Raw genomic sequence first — 17,131 nt, 5'->3', positions numbered from 1 at the left:
TAAACAACAATTAGGTAAAAAAATAAAAAAAATAAAATGATTGAAACTTTATTAAAAAATCAACACGCAGTTGAGCATTAGAATAAGCCGGGTTCTGTCAATGGATGGCCATTTATCTGGGAAATATTTTGCAATATTCCTCAAGCGAAGCGTGTATCAATTTAGACTTACCATGCGCTTCTTGCTACAAATTGGGTTTGCCCAAACAAGCTAAATTGCTTTAGCTTTGGTGGGCTCTTACCCCACCCTTTCACCCTTACCTTAAAAAGGCGGTTTGCTTTCTGTGGCACTTTCCCTTAGCTTGCGCTAGCCATCCGTTAGATGGAATTTTGTCTAATGTAGCCCGGACTTTCCTCTATTCTAAAATAGCGACCATCTTCTAATGCGTTAATATATTAGAAAAAAGTAGCTTTAAAAGAGTTTAAAAATTAAGGGTATAGAGAATATTTTTATCATTCTCATAGCTCACAAGAATAAGCTCATTATCCCTAAACCACCCAGCGCTGATATTTTTAATCTCTTTTGGCAAGCCATAAACTTCAAGAATCTCTTCTTTTGTAGGGTCTATAACTAAAAGCGTGTTAAATTCCTTACTGAACGCATAAAGCTTATTATCCTTTAAAGCTAACGCACTAATGACTAACTCGCCCAGTTTCCTTTTTTCTTTAAGTTTGGCATTACCTAGTTCAAGTAAAAACTCCCCATGCACCTGTTTGTCGCTATTGAGCATGGAGATAATAATCAAATCCTTATAGCGCTTGTTAGGAGCGGTGATCAAATAAGTGAATTTAGCCCCTCTTCTTGCAGCGCTAACATAATAGTTTTTCGCCCTAGAAGTTTTCAAGCGGCTGCGTTCCACTTCATCAAAAGAGTTGGCCCCTTCTAAAAAATAAGGGAAGTTTTTAAGCGCGTTAGCGTTTTTGTTAGGAGTGATTTCTACGCTCGTTTTATTATTGCCCATGATCACAATGTTTTCATCTTCGTTGAAATCCGCCCCCACGAACGCCCCCACCGTCGCGCTATAATAGCTATCCAACACCATATGACTATGAATGGTTTTCAAATCGTTACTTACAAGATAAAGGCCTTGGTTTTCTGTGGTAAGGATCGCCTTGTCTTCATTGAAACTCAAATCCGTGATCGCTCCATTCAATTTTAAAAAAAGCTCTTCTTTTTTCTCAATCTTCAACGCTTTTGCGATTTCTAGAGGCGAATGTTCATAATCATTATCTTTAGGCAAAACGCTCAATTTCAAAGGCTCGCCTACATCTCTTCTGCCTAAAACGCTTCTTGGGAATTTCAAATGATCCCAATTCTCCATAGACCAGACCGATTCTTTCAAATTCCACGAAAAACGCACCGGATCGCTTTGCCCTATGTAAGGGAAAGGCCCGGTAGAAACAAACGCCTGTATCGCATTAGAACCCACCACAATAAAGAAAACATAAAAAGCGCTTTTTTGGAGCGTGTTTAACAAACGAACTTTGAAAAGTTGGGTATTAGGGGCAAAAAAGAGCAAAACCGCTAAAAGCACCACCACGCTAAAAAAGACAAAAAGCGCCCAAAACTGCGTGTGCAAGCCCAAAATAGCGAGCGCGAATCCCTGCCCCACATCTTCTAAAGCATGACTACCCGTATGATAAAAGCTCTCATATAGCCCGCTACTAGCCATGAGCAACAGCAAGGCAATGTATTTAGGCTTAAACCCAAAACGCACCACCAAAAGCGCCACCGCCCCTATTAAAATCATGTTGATGCGTTGCGCCCAGCAAAAAATACAAGGCGAATCCTTCAAAACATAGCCAAAATAAAAATTCGCCAAACCCACAGGAAAGATCAAAATCCCTAAAACCGCCAAAGAAAAAAGATTATAAAATCGGGTTTCTTTATTCATGCATCCCCCTTATAGATTCATGTTAGGCAAAACGCTAGAGCTATGGGCTATAAAAATAATAAGCTCCACCAACCACACCACAATCAAAATCCCAAACGCCCAATTTTCTTTTTCAGGCTTTTTAAACGCTATCAAAATAGCGGCCAGACTCAAAAGCAGTCCTAAAAACTCCATGCCGTTCCTTAAAATTTTCGTAGGATTATACTCAAAAACAAACTATTGGATAAGTGAAAGATTAGGGGCGAGACCACTCAAGCGGTTTTTAACCTTTTTTATTTCCAATCAATACACCACGCTTAAACGCTCTTTAAAGCTAGCGTTGAGATTGAGGAAGGCTTCTAAATCAATCTCTTCATAGCCGTCTAAAAATATCATTTCGTTTTTACTTTTGGCTAAATATTCTTGCGCTTCTTTATCGCACACGATACAAAAGTAAGCGTCTTCGCATTTGTAGAGTTTGTCTTTGATGATAATCTCTAGCGCTTGGTTGAGCATTTTGCCGCATTGTAAGGCTAAATTTAGGGCTTTGTCAAAGGGCGTTAAATCCGATCGGTTAAAAAGCGTTATTTCTTCTTTGTCGTTTGTAAGTTGCGCTTTGTCTTGTAAGGTATAAACTTTAAAGCCTAAATCCAAACCGCTATCTTTTGGAGATTGAATGATTTTTTGAGCGGCTCTTTTGACCCTTTCTATGGTAATATCGCTAATGATAGGCTTTGCGCTTTTTAAAACATTCTTACAAAAATCATAAGCGCTTTTATCTTCTTTTATCTCTTCATCAATTTGAACTAAAATAAATTCCCTATTGCCTTTATCTTCTGCGTTTAATTCCATCACCGCATGCGCGGTTGTCCCGCTCCCGGCAAAAAAATCTAAGATGATGTCGCCCTCGTTTTAAGTAATGTTGAAATAAATTTTATAGACTTTGGATAGCTAAATATTTTATCGCTATCAAATAAATTGATAATATCATTTTTGCCCTCAATACTTCCGCCAAAATCAGTTGTCATACTACGGGGTTTTCTACCATTTAAATTTAAATACTGCTTAAATTGAACGCTCCATTTATCTTTAATTTTTATAATTCTAACTTCACCATCTTGATAATTTTTTTTAAATGTTTCTTCTGCTCTAATCCAACCATCTTTTATTAAAGTTCCATCTGGTGCTTTAATTTCATATATTATAGGATTTGTTAAACCTCTTCTTGAAAAAGTATCCCAAAAAAATCTGCCCTTATCATCTATTTCTTTGTATCTTTTGAGATAATCATCATCGTGCTTTAAAAACATTTCATTAGTTAAATTTATATTTTTAGCATAAACCAAACAATATTCGTGTTCTTTTACGATAAATTTAGAGTCACTGCCTCCTCCTACTTTTGATTGCTTAATAAAGTCTCCAACAAAATTATCCTCCCCAAAAATCTCATCGCACAAGATTTTTAAATTCGCGCATTCGTTATCGTCAATGCTGATAAAAATCACGCCGTCTTCTTTAAGCAAATCGCGCGCGAGTTTTAGGCGAGGCAGCATGAAAGAGAGCCAACCACTATGCGTCTTGCTCCCTTGATTGTTTTTAAAAAATTTCAAGCTCTCGCTTTCTTTTTCCTTTCCGTTTTCATCTATTTCCATTAAACCCACTTCCCTTAAAATCTTTTGATAATCTTGCCTGAAATTATCCGGATAAATAAAATCATCGTTTCCAGTGTTGTAGGGCGGATCAATGTAAATCATTTTGATTTTTTCGCTGTAAGCGGATTTTAAAAGTTTGAGCGCATCAAGATTGTCGCCTATGATAATAGCGTTGTTGGGGTGTTTGTTGGCTGAAGTTTGGGGCGTAAAACTTTCTTGTAATTTGAGTTGTTTTTGGCAAGGTTCAGAATAAAGAGCGTTGGCAAGCCCTTTTCCCGTCCAAGTGAGCTCATAGCCGCTGATATCGTTCATGCTTTCATTAAAGCCTAAAAGCATTTTGATAGCGCTTAAGCTCACTTGTCCGTCTTTTATCGTTTGCGGGAAGTTCTTTAAAAGCATGTCAAAAAGGGGGTTATTTTCTTGCTGGCTTTGGATAATGTTGATACCCATTTTTTTGGCTTGATTTTTGTCTGTCATGGCGTTTCCTTTAATGCGTTTTTAAGCGCGCTCAATAAATCTTGTTTGTTAATGCGTGTGGCAAAAACGACTCGTATTTCTTTTTTTGCGTTCTTTAAATTTTGAGATAGCGTTTCAAAAAAGATCTTAGCGTAGTCCATTTTACGCTTTTCATCTGGTGGGATATCGCTTTCTTTGTCATAGCCTTTGGTTTCGCAAACAAAAAAGATTTTTGCACCCTTTTCATCTTTAAGCAAATAAGCAAAATCAGGCTCATAGTTTTTATAAGGCGTTGGGATTTTAAATTTAGGGAGCTTGGCAAAAACTTCTATTCTTTTACCTTCCAGTGTTTGCACCCGCTCTTCACTCACTTCTTCTTCAATTTTAGAATCATAAATGATCGTCTCATAAAGATAGTTTTGGCTTGGAGCTTGCGTGCTTTTGTATTTGCCTAATTTGTGTTTTTCAATCTCATTTTTGGGCGAGCCATCTTCAAAATAAAGCGGATCGGTTTTATCAAAAGCCGTGTTAGAAAAGGCGTTTTGGCAAAATCCATAACTCACGCAAGAAAGCAAGTTTTCATGCAATTTATCTTTAATGATGCCTTTAAGCAATTTAAAGGCTTTTTTGGGTGAGTTTGTAAAATGCTCTTTGTTTAAAGCGTTGTAGAGTTCAAGCGTGAATTTTAAGGGTAAGCGCTCATCTTTGGCAAAGTCAAGCAGAAGCGCGCTTATTTCTTTTTGTAAGGCGTTAGCGTAGTTTTTGATTTTTAGGGTGCTTGATTGCTCTGTGATGATCCTGTTGGTTTGTGGGTCATACCTTTTGCTTTCAAAAATGATTGCCTCACACATCACATGGCTTTCATTAAACGCTTTGGCGATAGATTCTATCAGCTTGGTTTTTTGGATATTTTGATAGCTTATATGGCTTTGCGCATTGATGGTTTGCCATAACTCTTTAAATTCCTTAGCTAAATTTTGGCGGATTTTGACTTTTTCTGGAGGCTGATTGGCGTTTATAATTTGATCGCGCTTGTTGGTTGGATCTTCAGCCATTTTAAAGGCGCTTAAAACGGCGTGATATTCTTCATCGCTTAAAAAGCTTTTTATCCTTTCTTCGTTGTTTTGCATTATCTCGCAAATAGGGGCAATGATTTTGTAAGCGTTGTTTGTTTCGTCAAATTCTACGGCGTTTAATGTTTCTAATGCATCGCAAAATTGATTGATCTTTCTTTCATTAAGCCCTAAATTGGCTAAAATCTCTCTGTCTAGCGTGCTGCCACCACCAATAAAGCTGCTCGCTTCAATCTCTTTTTGCAAACCCTCCATAAAGCCCACTTCTTCGCCACTCACTAGCATATCAAGGTAGTTTATTTTATAAAAGGCGTTGTCATTGCCTTTTAAAAATCCATGCGTAATGCGCTTGCCCTCTTGATTAAGCGCAATTCTTAACCCGCGCCCCACTTGCTGATGGCGGCTTGTTTCGCTGGTGGAGTTTGCCAGTTTAACAAGGGTAAAAATATTTGGATTATCCCAACCCTCTTGCAAAGCCCACACGCTAAAAATAAAACGCAAAGGCGTTTGGAATGAAAGCAGTTTTTCTTTTTCGCTTAAAATCATTTTAATGTCGTTGGCTTCAATATTTTCTTTATTGCTTTCTTTTTTGCCTTTATTGAGCGCTATGCTATCGCCGCTAAAATAGCCTTGATGGACGCGTAAATTACCGCTCTCATCAAAATCTCTTTTCAAATATTCTCTATAGCTTGGCGATAAATTTTCCTTTGCTAGAATTGAAGTGCGTTTGAGTTTGTAAAGCCTTTCAAATTCGGTTTTAATAAAGGGCGTGCCTTTGTTATCAATTTGCCTAAAATCCTCAATTTTTGGGATAAAAAACAGGCTTAACGCTTTAATGTCTTGGTCAAATAAAAACGCCTCTTTTTCAAAATGCAAGTCAATGGCTTTTTCTAAAAGAGTGCTGATTTCATCTTGCGCGAGTTTATAAGAAGTCTTTTCAAGCGTAGCGCCATTACTCAAATAAGCCTTATCTTTGGTGGTTTTGACCAAGCTAACGCCGTTAAAAGAAGCGTTAATTTTGCCTAAATCCTCTCCCTTTGAAAGCGTGATTTGTTTAGGAATACCCGCTTTGTAAAAGGCAATTTTTGCGCTTTTTGAATCCGCATTGAGCAAAAACGGGCTTTGCGCATCTTGCATGACAGAATGGACACGGACTTGTTTGACAAGGTAATTTCTAAACGCGCTGATTGAATCCAAACAAAAGGCTACATTGCTTAAAGCATGCTCTTTTTCTTTGGCAAAAGTCGCCCCAAAGCGAAAATAAAGCGTGCCTATTTTACTAAAATACTTACCAAACGCCTCACCCTTAAGCAAATGCGGCTCGTCTATGATAGAAATAGGCTTTAAATCAGCGATATTTTCAAAAATGCTTTTGGTGTTAAAAAGGTTTTCGCTGTTTTTATTGAGTATGTTTTTTTCGCCCTTGTCAATCGCGCTGTTAGTGAGGAGCAAGACACTCAGTTCATCTTGGTTTTTAATGTAATGGTTGATAATATTGCTTGGCGATTTAACCCCTTCATAAGTGTAGGTTTTCAGGTGGCGTTTGAATTCTAAATAAAAATAATCTTTCGTAAGGCGGATATTTTGCTTAACCGACTCCAAAATGGCTTTTCGTGGGACAAAGATGATGAATTTATTTTGCCCATAAGCCTTGTGGAGTGCAAAGATTAAATTCAAGTAAGTGAAAGTCTTGCCCGTGCCTGTCTCCATTAAAATATCAACATTAAGCTTGCCGCTTAAATTTTTGACAGGAATTTCACATGCAGCATGAAATTGACTTAAACAATCTTTTAGATTTAAGGCGTCGTGGCGCTTAAAATCAAAGCCGTCTAAAAGCGTGATGATATTGTAGATACACTCTTGTTGGTAGTCTTGCTTTTCAAAAATCATTGGTGTTTTTGCCTTTGGTGTTTGCGAGCGTCTTAATCTAAAATGGGTAAAAAAGCAAAGCCCCTTTTTAGAGCTTATATTGATCCCATCGTAATCAAGTTCTCAAAAATTTATTAAGAAAATCAATTCAAAACAAGAGTTTAGAGCCATTAAGCCCTAACTTTCAAAGCTTCTAAAGCATGTTTTTTGCCAATTTCAAAGGCTTTTTTGTTCGTTTCAGCGACTTTTGCAGGGACTTTTTTAAGCATAGTATCTAGCACGATATTTTCTTCTACGCATTTAGTCAGCTCCACGGTAATGGCTAACGCTACCACAGATTGCGTGATAATGTTACCCACTTCATCTTTAGCGATGCTGATAATGGGGATTTTATAAATTTGATACTTTTCTTCGTCTTCTTTAGTAGGGGTTACCAAATTGGGATCAATGACAACGATACCGCCTTGTTTAATATCGCTTTTAAACTGGTTGTAGCTGATTTGAGCGACTGAAAGCATGAAATCAATCTCGCCCTCTTTAGCATAAGGGAAAATAATTTCATCTTTATCTAGCAAAATATCCACCTTAGTGGGCCCTCCACGCACTTGCGAAGTGTAGGTGGAAGTCTTGGTGCCATAGCCCCCACTCACAATCTTAGCTTCAGCTAAAATTTCCCCCGCTAACAGCACGCCTTGCCCTCCAACGCCCGTAAATCGTAATTGCGCTTCCATTATTGTTTTCCTTGTGCTTTTTCAATGATTTCTTGATACGCTTCGCAATATTCTTTCCTGTCCGTGTCATGCTTTAAAACGCCTGTAGGGAATTTATCCACCCTTTCTTCAGGGCTCATGGCTTCAAATTGGCGTTTGCTCACTAACCGGCTTTCCATCCATTTTAACATTTGAGACGCTTCGCCCATTTTATTTTTGCGTCCTAAATTGATGTGGCAATTGCTATGGACATCAAAGAAGCTAAAACCCTTGTGCGAGAAACCTTCTTTAAGCACTTTTTCTAATTTTTGAGGGTCTAAAACGCTCTCTCTAGCGACAAAACTCGCCCCGGCGGCGGTAGTTAAAGCGCATGGGTCAAATTGGTTGTCAATATTGCCCCATTGAGCCGTAACCGTCCACATGCCATTAGGCGTGGTGGGCGAAGTTTGGGAGTTAGTCAAACCATAAATGAAATTATTCACTAAAATAAAATTCAAATCAATGTTTCTTCTGCACGCATGCATGGTGTGATTGCCTCCAATCGCAAAGCCATCGCCATCGCCAGAAACCACGATCACATGCTTACTAGGATTAGCCATTTTAATCCCTGTCGCATACGCCACAGCCCTACCATGCGTGGTGTGAACGGTGTTGCAATTCACATACGAACTCATGCGCCCGCTACAACCAATCCCGCTCACCAAACACACATCATCCATTTTCCAACCTAAAGCGTCAATCGTGCGGATAATGGATTTTAAAATCACGCCATCGCCACAGCCCCAGCACCACAAAGTGGGTATTTTATCCACACGCAAATATTCATCATAATTAAACGCCATTTTAAAGCTCCTTCAACTTTGCGATGATTTGTTTGGGCGAAATCGTACGCCCATTGGCTTGCCCAAAGAAATGCACCTTTCTTTGCATAACCCTTTCAATCTCTTCTAAATACTGCCCCTTATTCAATTCAATCACAAGGATTTTTTTGTATTTGTCCCCTATTTCTTTCAAGCGTTTAGCCGGGCTTGGCCATAAGGTTTTAGGCCTGAAAAAGCCGACTTTTTGCTTGCTTTCTTTATGGTAATCTTTCAAGGCTTCTTTAACCGCTAGAGAAACCGAACCATAAGCGATGATAATAATTTCAGCGCCCTCTAAATCCATTTCCTCGTTTTCATTGATAATGTCTTGCTTGGATTCAATCTTATTAAATAATCTGTCAATCAAATCCCCACCGATTTTAGCGTCTTCAGTAGGAAAGCCAATAGGCCCATGGTGCAAACCTGAAACATGGTAGCGATAACCTTTAAAGAAAGGGTTTAAGACAGCCGGCTCGTCTTGCGCGACTCCATAAGGCTTGTAGTCTTTTTTATCGCCTACAAATTCCTTACGATTAATGGTTATCTTTTGCACTTCTTCTAAATCTGGGATTTGCACCTTGCCATACATATGCCCCACGGTTTCATCCATGAGCAAGAATACAGGAGTCATGAGCATTTCAGCCAAGTTAAACGCGCGAACGGTCTCTGTGTAAGCTTCTTCCAAACTAGCAGGAGCGAGCGCAACGGCTTTAAAATCCCCATGTATGGGGTGTCTTAAAAAATTCACATCGCCTTGAGCCACACGAGTGGGCATTCCGGTTGATGGGCCTGAACGCATCACATCAGCGATCACTAAAGGGATTTCCGCCATGAAAGAATAACCGATTTGCTCCACTTTCAATGAAATACCAGGCCCAGAGCTCGCTGTCATAGACTTCGTCCCGCTCATGCTCGCCCCTAAAGACACGCTAATCCCGCTGATTTCATCTTCCATTTGGATAAAATGGCCGCCGCATTTGGGCAAAGCCACGCTCATCGCATGCATAATATCCGAACTTGGCGTGATAGGATAGCCCCCAAAAAACCGACACCCCACTTCAATCGCCGCTTTAGCGACTAATTCATTCCCATCAGAAATAATCTCACGCATTATTTGCCTCTCCCTTCTAAAATAGTCTCTTCTAAGAGCATGTATTTATTGGCCTTAACTTTTTCGCTTCTTTCTTGGGCTTCTTTAGAAACTTTAGCGAATTTGAAATCCTTCCTGTCAGCCACATAAATCGCAAAATCCGGGCAGTGTAATTCGCATTGCACGCAACCGATACAGCTCTCTGGATAGGCTACTTTGGCCACTTTTCCAAGCACCCTTTCTTTTTCAATCCCCATGCCAAGAACCCCAGCAGGGCATACCGATACGCAAATATCACAACCCTTACACCTGTCTTCATTCACCCAAACGGCAACCCCATCTGGAGCGCTCATTTTAGCCATTCATTCTCCTTTGTGCTAAAAGCTGTTCTAAAGCCCTAGCAATCAAAATTTGCCTAAAATTGTAGCAAGCCTTTTTTAATAAATTCTAAAATGCTTTAATAGTAGGAACTTAAAATTAAAATGAGAAAATACTAAACACTTTTTACTCAATTTAAAAGAAAAAACGCCCTATTTACCTTAATCATAAAAATGATTATTAGAAAGATTAATGTTTTTTAAATGTTCTTTATAAGTCGCGCTGAAAGCATGTTTTTTATCCGGCATTTTCACAAAATACAAGAAATCCGTTTTTTTAGGGAAAACCACGGCTCTAATCGCTTCTAGGCTCACGCTCCCTACAGGATTTTTAGGCAAGCCCTTAAATTTATAGGTATTATAGGGGGTGTTATCGGTTTTAATGCGCTCTTTGGTTACTTTAGCGTGTGAAAATTCCTGATAATTCAAAGCCCCATCCATTTGTAAAGGCATGCCTTTTTTTAGGCGGTTAAAAATCACGCTCGCAATCAAGGGCATTTCTTCAGTGTTAGCGGCTTCTTTTTGCACAATAGAAGCGAGAATGATTTTTTCAAACCACTCTTCTTTATGGTAGTATCCAAGCCATTGTTTGCTTAAAGCTTCGTGTTTTTTCATGGATTGACCGATCAAAGTTTGCATGATTTTAAAAGCGTCCTCCCCTAAAGGCAAATGATAAGTGTCTGGCCATATCACCCCATCTTCTATCACAGCGCCATTCAATCGTGGAGCGATGCTTTCATAGGCCTGATTGAGATCGCTTGTTTCTAGTTGGTAAGTCTCGCTCAAAATTTGCGTGAAAAAATAGCGGGTTTCTCCAGGGATTAAAGTAACGCTTTTATACGCCGCTTTTGCTTTGATCAAACGGACTAAAAAATCCCCCTTTCTTAAAGCCCCATCGCCCATATCAATATAGCCTTTTTTAGGCATGCCCATTAAGCGTAAAAAAAGCAAATCTAAAGCGTTCATATCCACGCCTTGCTCTTTTAAAGAAAAAAACACTTTTTTGAGCGAACCTTGCGGGACAACCACCACTTTGTTAGGATAAATTGGTATACTTAAATAAAAAAGAATACTGATGAATAAAAGAAAACATGTATCCAAGAAAGTATTTAATGTCATTATCTTGTTTGTGGCAGTATTCACTCTTTTAGTCGTCATTCACAAAACCCTTTCAAACGGCATTCACATACAAAATTTAAAAATCGGGAAGCTTGGCATTTCTGAATTATACTTAAAACTCAATAACAAGCTTTCTTTAGAAGTTGAACGCATTGATCTCTCTTCTTTCTTCCATCAAAAACCCACTAAAAAGCGTTTAGAAGTTTCTGATCTGATTAAAAATATCCGTTATGGCATCTGGGCGGTGTCTTATTTTGAAAAACTTAAAGTCAAAGAAATCATTTTAGACGATAAAAATAAAGCCAATATCTTTTTTGATGGGAATAAATACGAGTTAGAATTTCCAGGAGTCAAAGGGGAATTTTCCCTAGAAGATGATAAAAATATCAAGCTTAAAATCATCAATTTGCTTTTTAAAGACATTAAAGTCCAAGTGGATGGCAACGCCCACTATTCACCTAAAGCTAGGAAAATGGCGTTCAATTTGATTGTCAAGCCTTTAATTGAACCCAGCGCTGCAATTTATTTGCAAGGGCTAACCGATTTAAAAACCATAGAATTAAAAATTAACACTTCCCCAATGAAAAGCTTGGCGTTTTTAAAGCCTCTTTTCCAACGCCAATCGCAAAAAAATTTAAAAACATGGATTTTTGATAAAATCCAATTTGCTAGTTTTAAGATTGATAACGCTTTAATTAAAGCTAATTTCACTCCTGGCGAGTTTGTCCCATCGCTTTTGGAAAATTCTGTAGTTAAAGCCACTTTGATGAAACCTTCAGTCGTTTTTAATGATGGCTTATCGCCCATTAAAATGGATAAAACCGAATTGATCTTCAAAAACAAACAGCTCCTCATACAGCCCCAAAAAATCACTTATGAAACCATGGAATTAACCGGCTCTTACGCCACTTTTTCCAATTTGTTAGAAGCCCCCAAGTTGGAGATTTTTTTAAAAACGACCCCTAATTATTATGGCGATAGCATTAAGGATTTATTGAGCGCTTATAAAGTCGTTTTACCTTTGGATAAAATCAGCATGCCATCTAGCGCGGATTTGAAACTCACCTTACAATTCTTGAAAAACACCGCCCCCTTATTTAGCGTTCAAGGCAATGTTAATTTGCAAGAAGGCACTCTCTCGCTCTATAATATCCCCCTTTATACGCAAAACGCTAATATAAGCTTAGATATTACCCAAGAATACCAATACATTTACATAGAAACTACCCACACCCGCTATGAAAACATGCTGGATTTAGACGCTAAAATCGCTTTAGATTTGAATAAAAAAACCCTTTCTTTGGATTCTTTAGTCCATAAAATACGATTCAACACTAACAATAATATCAACATGCGTTCTTATGGCTTGAATAACGCCCAAGATAACCCACAGCCTACTAAATTTTCTTTAGATTTAAAAAGCTTGCATTCTGTTATTCAAGAGGGTGAAAACTCAGAGGTTTTTAGACGAAAAATCATAGACACCATTAAAGCCCAAAGCGAAGATAAATTCACTAAAGATGTTTTCTACGCTACAGGAGACACTCTTAAAAACCTTTCTTTGAATTTTGATTTTTCTAACCCCAACCACATGCAATGGAGCGTGCCACAACTCTTATTAGAGGGCGAATTTAAGGATAACGCCTATGTTTTTAGGATCAAAGATTTGAAAAAAATCAAGCCCTATTCCCCTATTATGAAATATTTCGCCTTAGAAGATGGCTCTTTAGAAGTTTCTACGAGCGATTTTATTAATATTGATTTTTTTGCTAAGGATTTAAAAATCACTTTACCCATCTATCATAGCAACGGCAAGCAATTTGATTCCCTCTCTTTATTTGGTTCTATCAATAAAGATGAAATTTCTGTCTATACTCCAAGCAAAAGCATATCCATAAAAGTTAAGGGGGATCAAAAGGATATTACCCTTAATAACATTGATTTGAGTATTGATGATTTCTTGGATAGTAAAATGCCAGCTATTGCGGAATTATTCTCAAAAGAACGAAAAGAAAAGCCTAGCTCTAAAGAAATCCAAGATGAAGATGTTTTCATTAGCGCCAAACAACGCTATGAAAAAGCCCACAAAATTATCCCTATCTCTACACGCATCCATGCTAAAGATGTCGTGCTGATCTATAAAAAAATGCCTTTTCCTTTAGAAAATCTTGACATTGTCGCTCAAGACGATAGGGTGAAAATTGATGGCAATTATAAAAACGCCATGATCATGGCGGATTTAGTGCATGGGGCTTTGTATCTTAAGGCTCATAATTTTAGCGGAGATTATATCAACACCATCCTCCAAAAAGATTTCGTAGAAGGAGGCTTATTCACGCTTATTGGGGCTCTTGAAGATCAGGTTTTCAATGGCGAATTGAAATTCCAAAACACAAGCTTAAAGAATTTCGCCCTCATGCAAAACATGGTCAATCTCATCAACACCATTCCCTCTCTCATTGTCTTTAGGAACCCTCATTTAGGGGCTAATGGCTATCAAATCAAAAAGGGGTCTGTTGTTTTTGGGATCACTAAAGAATATTTAGGGTTAGAAAAAATTGATCTTATCGGCAAAACGCTTGATATTGCTGGTAATGGGATCATTGAATTAGACAAAAACAAATTAGATTTGAATTTAGAAGTTTCCACTATCAAGGCTTTGAGTAATGTTTTAAATAAAATCCCTATCGTGGGCTATCTTGTCTTAGGAAAAGGAGGTAAAATCACCACTAATGTGAATGTCAAAGGCACGCTGGATAAACCTAAAACTCAAGTCACTTTAGCATCAGATATTATCCAAGCGCCTTTTAAAATCTTGCGCCGTATTTTCACACCTATTGACATCATCGTGGATGAAATCAAAAAAAACATTGAATCAAAAAGGAAGTAAAATGACGCTCAATGAAGCCATTAAAGACAAAGTTTATGAAATCGTAGAAATCGCTAACTGCGATGAAGCCCTTAAAAAACGCTTCCTCTCTTTTGGTATCCATGAAGGGGTTCAATGCATTCTTTTGCATTATTCTATGAAAAAAGCCACGCTTTCAATTAAAATCAACCGCATTCAAGTGGCTTTAAGATCCCATGAAGCGCAATACCTTGTCATCAAAGAAAGCGTGTGAAAATGGGTTTAAAACGCGCTAAAACTTACCAAAAAGCCCAACAAATCAAAGAGTTGCTCTTAAAACATTACCCCAACCAAACCACCGAATTGCACCATAAAAACCCCTATGAATTGTTAGTGGCTACCATTTTAAGCGCTCAATGCACGGACGCTAGAGTGAATCAAATAACGCCCAAGTTATTTGAAAAATACCCAAGCGTGAACGATTTAGCGCTCGCTTCTTTAGAAGAGGTTAAAGAGATTATTAAATCCGTTTCGTATTTCAACAACAAAAGCAAGCATTTAATCAGTATGGCGCAAAAAGTGGTTAGGGATTTTAAGGGCGTTATCCCCTCTACGCAAAAAGAATTGATGAGTTTAGATGGTGTGGGACAAAAAACCGCTAATGTGGTGCTTTCAGTGTGCTTTGACGCAAATTATATGGCGGTAGATACCCATGTGTTCCGCACGACGCACCGATTAGGATTAAGTGGCGCTAACACGCCCATTAAAACCGAAAAGGAATTGAGCGAGCTTTTTAAAGACAACCTATCCAAACTCCACCATGCCTTAATCTTGTTTGGCCGCTACACCTGCAAAGCTAAAAACCCCTTATGCGGTGCGTGTTTTTTAAAAGAATTTTGCGTTTCTAAAGCTAGCTTTAAGGCGTAGTGGCTTTATTTGTTATAAAATTTATAGTAAAATTAAGATTTTATAATCAAAGTCAAATCATTCTTGAAAGAGTAGAGTTTTATGCCAGAAACAGAAGCTAATAAGTTAAAAATAGCCGAAAAAGAAAAAGAGAAAGCGAATAAAGAAAGAGAACTAGAGCTTTCCACTTATTTAGAAGAACTCATCTGCGATTATAAAAATCTTTTAGACATGGAGATTGTTTTTAGCGCAGAACTTGGCTCTACGCAAATCCCTTTGTTGCAAATTTTGCGTTTTGAAAAAGGCTCTGTGATTGATTTGCAAAAACCCGCCGGAGAGAGCGTGGATACTTTTGTGAACGGGCGGGTTATTGGTAAGGGTGAGGTGATGGTTTTTGAAAGGAATTTAGCCATTCGTTTGAATGAAATCCTTGATTCTAACGCCATTGTGTATTATCTCGCTAAAAATTCATGAAAGCGTTGTTTTTATTGTTGAGTGCTGTTTTAATGTTATTGGCTGAAGAAAAAATACCTTTAAACGATGACACCCCCATTAAATTGGTTCATTGGCAAAATGCACTAAAAGAAATCCAACCTGATTCAAACGCTTCAGCAACACCACCTATAAAAGCCGTGCAAACCACGCTCACTTTTGAAACGCCTTTTAACAAAACGCCTAAAATCATGGAAGTTGAAGGCCAAAAAGTGATCGTTTTAAAAAACGCTAAACTGGATTCTAAAAAAATGATGGATTTTAAAGAAGCCTCTTTGAATGCCTTAGAAATGTTTTCCTACCAAAATGACATCTACCTCTTGTCTAAAAAAGCTAAAATGGAATTAGAAATCCAAGCTTCAAACAGCAAGGATAAAAAACGGCTCCGCTTTCTTTTTTTACCCAAAGGTTTTCATTTAGCCCCACCGCCTAGCTTGAAAGAAAAATCTCAGCAAACTAACCTTGCACAAAAAGACACCAACGAGCAACCCCAAAGCCCTTTAAACACTCTAGAGTTAAAACCCCCACTGGATTTAAGCCATGCTTATAAGGCACTAACGGTTATTGCTGCCTTACTCTTAATATTGTATATAATCAAAAAAAAAATTGTTCCCACACAAGGGTCTTTTTCTGCAAAAGATTTTAAGTTAGAAGTTAGTGTTTTGGGTCGTGTTGGTGCGAACCATAAAATCATTTCCATAGAGACTAATAAGGAGCGTTACTTGGTCTTACTGAGCGATAAATACGGCCTGCTTTTAGACAAAATAAGCCCAAAAACATCTAAGGAAGAACTGATTAAAGAAGCTGAAAATAATATAAAGAATTCAAAATTAGGAAATTTATATGCCGGAAAATTCTAAACTACAACCTGCTAAGTTAGGGAAAAATTTTGATCCTGTGGATCATTCTAACAGGAATTTTTTCTTTTCTCTCATTCTGTCTGTATTATTACACTGGTTGATTTATTTTTTATTTGAACACAGAGAAGATTTTTTTCCTTCAAAACCCAAGCTCGTTAAATTAAATCCTGAAAATTTATTGGTTTTAAAAAGAGGCCATTCGCAAGATCCCAGCAAAAACACCCCGGGTGCTCCTAAACCCACGCTAGCTGGCCCTCAAAAACCCCCAACACCCCCCACCCCACCCACACCCCCTACTCCGCCAACCCCACCAAAACCCATAGAAAAGCCAAAGCCTGAGCCTAAACCAAAGCCCAAACCTGAACCCAAAAAGCCCAACCACAAACATAAGGCGCTCAAAAAAGTGGAAAAAGTGGAAGAGAAAAAAGTAGTAGAGGAGAAAAAAGAAGAGAAAAAAGTAGTGGAACAAAAAGTAGAACAGAAAAAAATAGAAGAGAAAAAACCTGTTAAAAAAGAATTTGACCCCAATCAGCTTTCTTTCTTGCCTAAAGAAGTTGCACCACCCAGACAAGAAAACAATAAAGGCTTGGATAACCAGACTAGAAGGGATATTGATGAATTGTATGGTGAAGAATTTGGGGATTTAGGCACAGCTGAAAAAGATTTCATCAGGAATAATTTAAGGGATATTGGGCGCATCACGCAAAAATATTTAGAATACCCTCAAGTAGCGGCTTATTTAGGGCAAGACGGGACGAATGCGGTAGAGTTTTACTTGCACCCTAATGGCGATATTAGCGATCTTAAAATCATCATTGGCTCTGAATATAAAATGCTTGATGACAACACCCTAAAGACAATTCAGATCGCTTATAAGGATTACCCACGCCCCAAAACTAAAACGCTCATTCGCATTAGAGTGCGTTATTACTTAGGGGGCAATTAA

Annotated in this window: 16 protein-coding genes and 1 other RNA gene; 6 read left to right on the top strand and 11 right to left on the bottom strand. The window is 38.1% G+C overall.

Annotation, left to right across the window (positions count from 1 at the left end):
• Positions 1-70: 70 nt before the first annotated feature.
• The 11 genes from rnpB to mltG all read right to left on the bottom strand — a co-directional run bounded on the left by rnpB (position 71) and on the right by mltG (position 11,118).
• Positions 71-386, bottom strand: an RNA gene (gene rnpB, locus AYS37_RS02580) — RNase P RNA component class A.
• Positions 387-421: 35 nt separating this feature from the next.
• Positions 422-1,894, bottom strand: coding sequence for a disulfide bond formation protein B (locus tag AYS37_RS02575; RefSeq protein WP_001031611.1), 1,473 nt, complete (start codon positions 1,892-1,894; stop codon positions 422-424).
• A 9-nt stretch (positions 1,895-1,903) separates the two neighbouring features.
• The gene (locus AYS37_RS02570) at positions 1,904-2,068 is read right to left on the bottom strand and encodes a hypothetical protein (protein ID WP_000394819.1); all 165 of its coding nucleotides are present in this window, start codon (positions 2,066-2,068) and stop codon (positions 1,904-1,906) included.
• Positions 2,069-2,176: 108 nt separating this feature from the next.
• Positions 2,177-2,770, bottom strand: coding sequence for a site-specific DNA-methyltransferase (locus tag AYS37_RS09020; protein ID WP_491996582.1), 594 nt, complete (start codon positions 2,768-2,770; stop codon positions 2,177-2,179).
• Positions 2,764-4,002, bottom strand: coding sequence for a site-specific DNA-methyltransferase (locus AYS37_RS02565; protein ID WP_001874535.1), 1,239 nt, complete (start codon positions 4,000-4,002; stop codon positions 2,764-2,766). Before AYS37_RS02565 ends, AYS37_RS09020 begins: the two co-directional genes overlap by 7 nt.
• Positions 3,999-6,944: a restriction endonuclease gene (locus AYS37_RS02560; RefSeq protein ID WP_000575712.1), complete on the bottom strand. Its 2,946-nt coding sequence runs from the start codon at positions 6,942-6,944 to the stop codon at positions 3,999-4,001. The genes AYS37_RS02565 and AYS37_RS02560 overlap by 4 nt, the downstream gene beginning before the upstream one ends.
• A 149-nt stretch (positions 6,945-7,093) precedes the next feature.
• The gene (locus AYS37_RS02555; RefSeq protein WP_000388033.1) at positions 7,094-7,654 is read right to left on the bottom strand and encodes a 2-oxoglutarate:acceptor oxidoreductase subunit OorC; all 561 of its coding nucleotides are present in this window, start codon (positions 7,652-7,654) and stop codon (positions 7,094-7,096) included.
• Complete coding sequence (locus AYS37_RS02550; RefSeq protein ID WP_000885323.1) at positions 7,654-8,475, bottom strand: 2-oxoglutarate ferredoxin oxidoreductase subunit beta; 822 nt, start codon at positions 8,473-8,475, stop codon at positions 7,654-7,656. Before AYS37_RS02550 ends, AYS37_RS02555 begins: the two co-directional genes overlap by 1 nt.
• Position 8,476: 1 nt before the next feature.
• Complete coding sequence (locus AYS37_RS02545) at positions 8,477-9,604, bottom strand: 2-oxoglutarate synthase subunit alpha (RefSeq protein WP_001206874.1); 1,128 nt, start codon at positions 9,602-9,604, stop codon at positions 8,477-8,479.
• Complete coding sequence (locus AYS37_RS02540) at positions 9,604-9,945, bottom strand: 4Fe-4S dicluster domain-containing protein (protein WP_001096895.1); 342 nt, start codon at positions 9,943-9,945, stop codon at positions 9,604-9,606. The genes AYS37_RS02545 and AYS37_RS02540 overlap by 1 nt, the downstream gene beginning before the upstream one ends.
• 177 nt (positions 9,946-10,122) lie before the next feature.
• Positions 10,123-11,118, bottom strand: a complete 996-nt coding sequence (gene mltG, locus AYS37_RS02535) for an endolytic transglycosylase MltG (RefSeq protein ID WP_000208858.1) — start codon at positions 11,116-11,118, stop codon at positions 10,123-10,125.
• Here mltG and AYS37_RS02530 point away from each other — a divergent pair.
• The 6 genes from AYS37_RS02530 (at position 11,036) to AYS37_RS02505 (ending at position 17,131) form a co-directional block, all read left to right on the top strand.
• Positions 11,036-13,969 (top strand): DUF3971 domain-containing protein, encoded by a 2,934-nt coding sequence (locus AYS37_RS02530; RefSeq protein ID WP_025445967.1) that lies wholly within the window; start codon positions 11,036-11,038, stop codon positions 13,967-13,969. The genes mltG and AYS37_RS02530 overlap by 83 nt on opposite strands.
• A 1-nt stretch (position 13,970) precedes the next feature.
• Positions 13,971-14,201, top strand: a complete 231-nt coding sequence (locus AYS37_RS02525) for a FeoA family protein (protein WP_000174127.1) — start codon at positions 13,971-13,973, stop codon at positions 14,199-14,201.
• Between the two features lie 2 nt (positions 14,202-14,203).
• On the top strand, positions 14,204-14,854 hold the full coding sequence (gene nth, locus AYS37_RS02520; RefSeq protein ID WP_001874532.1) for an endonuclease III: 651 nt from the start codon (positions 14,204-14,206) through the stop codon (positions 14,852-14,854).
• An 81-nt stretch (positions 14,855-14,935) separates the two neighbouring features.
• Entirely contained in the window at positions 14,936-15,307 is a 372-nt protein-coding gene (gene fliN / locus AYS37_RS02515; protein ID WP_001115284.1) for a flagellar motor switch protein FliN, read from the top strand.
• The gene (locus AYS37_RS02510; RefSeq protein ID WP_000645364.1) at positions 15,304-16,185 is read left to right on the top strand and encodes a hypothetical protein; all 882 of its coding nucleotides are present in this window, start codon (positions 15,304-15,306) and stop codon (positions 16,183-16,185) included. The genes fliN and AYS37_RS02510 overlap by 4 nt, the downstream gene beginning before the upstream one ends.
• Positions 16,169-17,131 (top strand): energy transducer TonB, encoded by a 963-nt coding sequence (locus AYS37_RS02505; protein WP_001114811.1) that lies wholly within the window; start codon positions 16,169-16,171, stop codon positions 17,129-17,131. The genes AYS37_RS02510 and AYS37_RS02505 overlap by 17 nt, the downstream gene beginning before the upstream one ends.

The organism is Helicobacter pylori NQ4053 (assembly GCF_000274605.1).
Classification (GTDB): Bacteria; Campylobacterota; Campylobacteria; order Campylobacterales; family Helicobacteraceae; genus Helicobacter; species Helicobacter pylori_CV.
Note: the sequence above shows the minus strand (reverse complement) of the source record. Positions and strands in the feature narration are given on the sequence as shown.

Bases quoted from the DNA above. Each gene is read 5' to 3' on its own strand.
- AYS37_RS02570 (WP_000394819.1), bottom strand. From the start codon at position 2,068: ATGGAGTTTTTAGGACTGCTTTTGAGTCTGGCCGCTATTTTGATAGCG.
- AYS37_RS02575 (WP_001031611.1), bottom strand. From the start codon at position 1,894: ATGAATAAAGAAACCCGATTTTATAATCTTTTTTCTTTGGCGGTTTTA.
- AYS37_RS02540 (WP_001096895.1), bottom strand. From the start codon at position 9,945: ATGGCTAAAATGAGCGCTCCAGATGGGGTTGCCGTTTGGGTGAATGAA.
- AYS37_RS02545 (WP_001206874.1), bottom strand. From the start codon at position 9,604: ATGCGTGAGATTATTTCTGATGGGAATGAATTAGTCGCTAAAGCGGCG.
- AYS37_RS02550 (WP_000885323.1), bottom strand. From the start codon at position 8,475: ATGGCGTTTAATTATGATGAATATTTGCGTGTGGATAAAATACCCACT.
- AYS37_RS02555 (WP_000388033.1), bottom strand. From the start codon at position 7,654: ATGGAAGCGCAATTACGATTTACGGGCGTTGGAGGGCAAGGCGTGCTG.
- mltG (WP_000208858.1), bottom strand. From the start codon at position 11,118: ATGACGACTAAAAGAGTGAATACTGCCACAAACAAGATAATGACATTA.
- AYS37_RS02560 (WP_000575712.1), bottom strand. From the start codon at position 6,944: ATGATTTTTGAAAAGCAAGACTACCAACAAGAGTGTATCTACAATATC.
- AYS37_RS02565 (WP_001874535.1), bottom strand. From the start codon at position 4,002: ATGACAGACAAAAATCAAGCCAAAAAAATGGGTATCAACATTATCCAA.
- AYS37_RS02505 (WP_001114811.1), top strand. From the start codon at position 16,169: ATGCCGGAAAATTCTAAACTACAACCTGCTAAGTTAGGGAAAAATTTT.
- fliN (WP_001115284.1), top strand. From the start codon at position 14,936: ATGCCAGAAACAGAAGCTAATAAGTTAAAAATAGCCGAAAAAGAAAAA.
- AYS37_RS02530 (WP_025445967.1), top strand. From the start codon at position 11,036: ATGAATAAAAGAAAACATGTATCCAAGAAAGTATTTAATGTCATTATC.
- nth (WP_001874532.1), top strand. From the start codon at position 14,204: ATGGGTTTAAAACGCGCTAAAACTTACCAAAAAGCCCAACAAATCAAA.
- AYS37_RS02525 (WP_000174127.1), top strand. From the start codon at position 13,971: ATGACGCTCAATGAAGCCATTAAAGACAAAGTTTATGAAATCGTAGAA.
- AYS37_RS02510 (WP_000645364.1), top strand. From the start codon at position 15,304: ATGAAAGCGTTGTTTTTATTGTTGAGTGCTGTTTTAATGTTATTGGCT.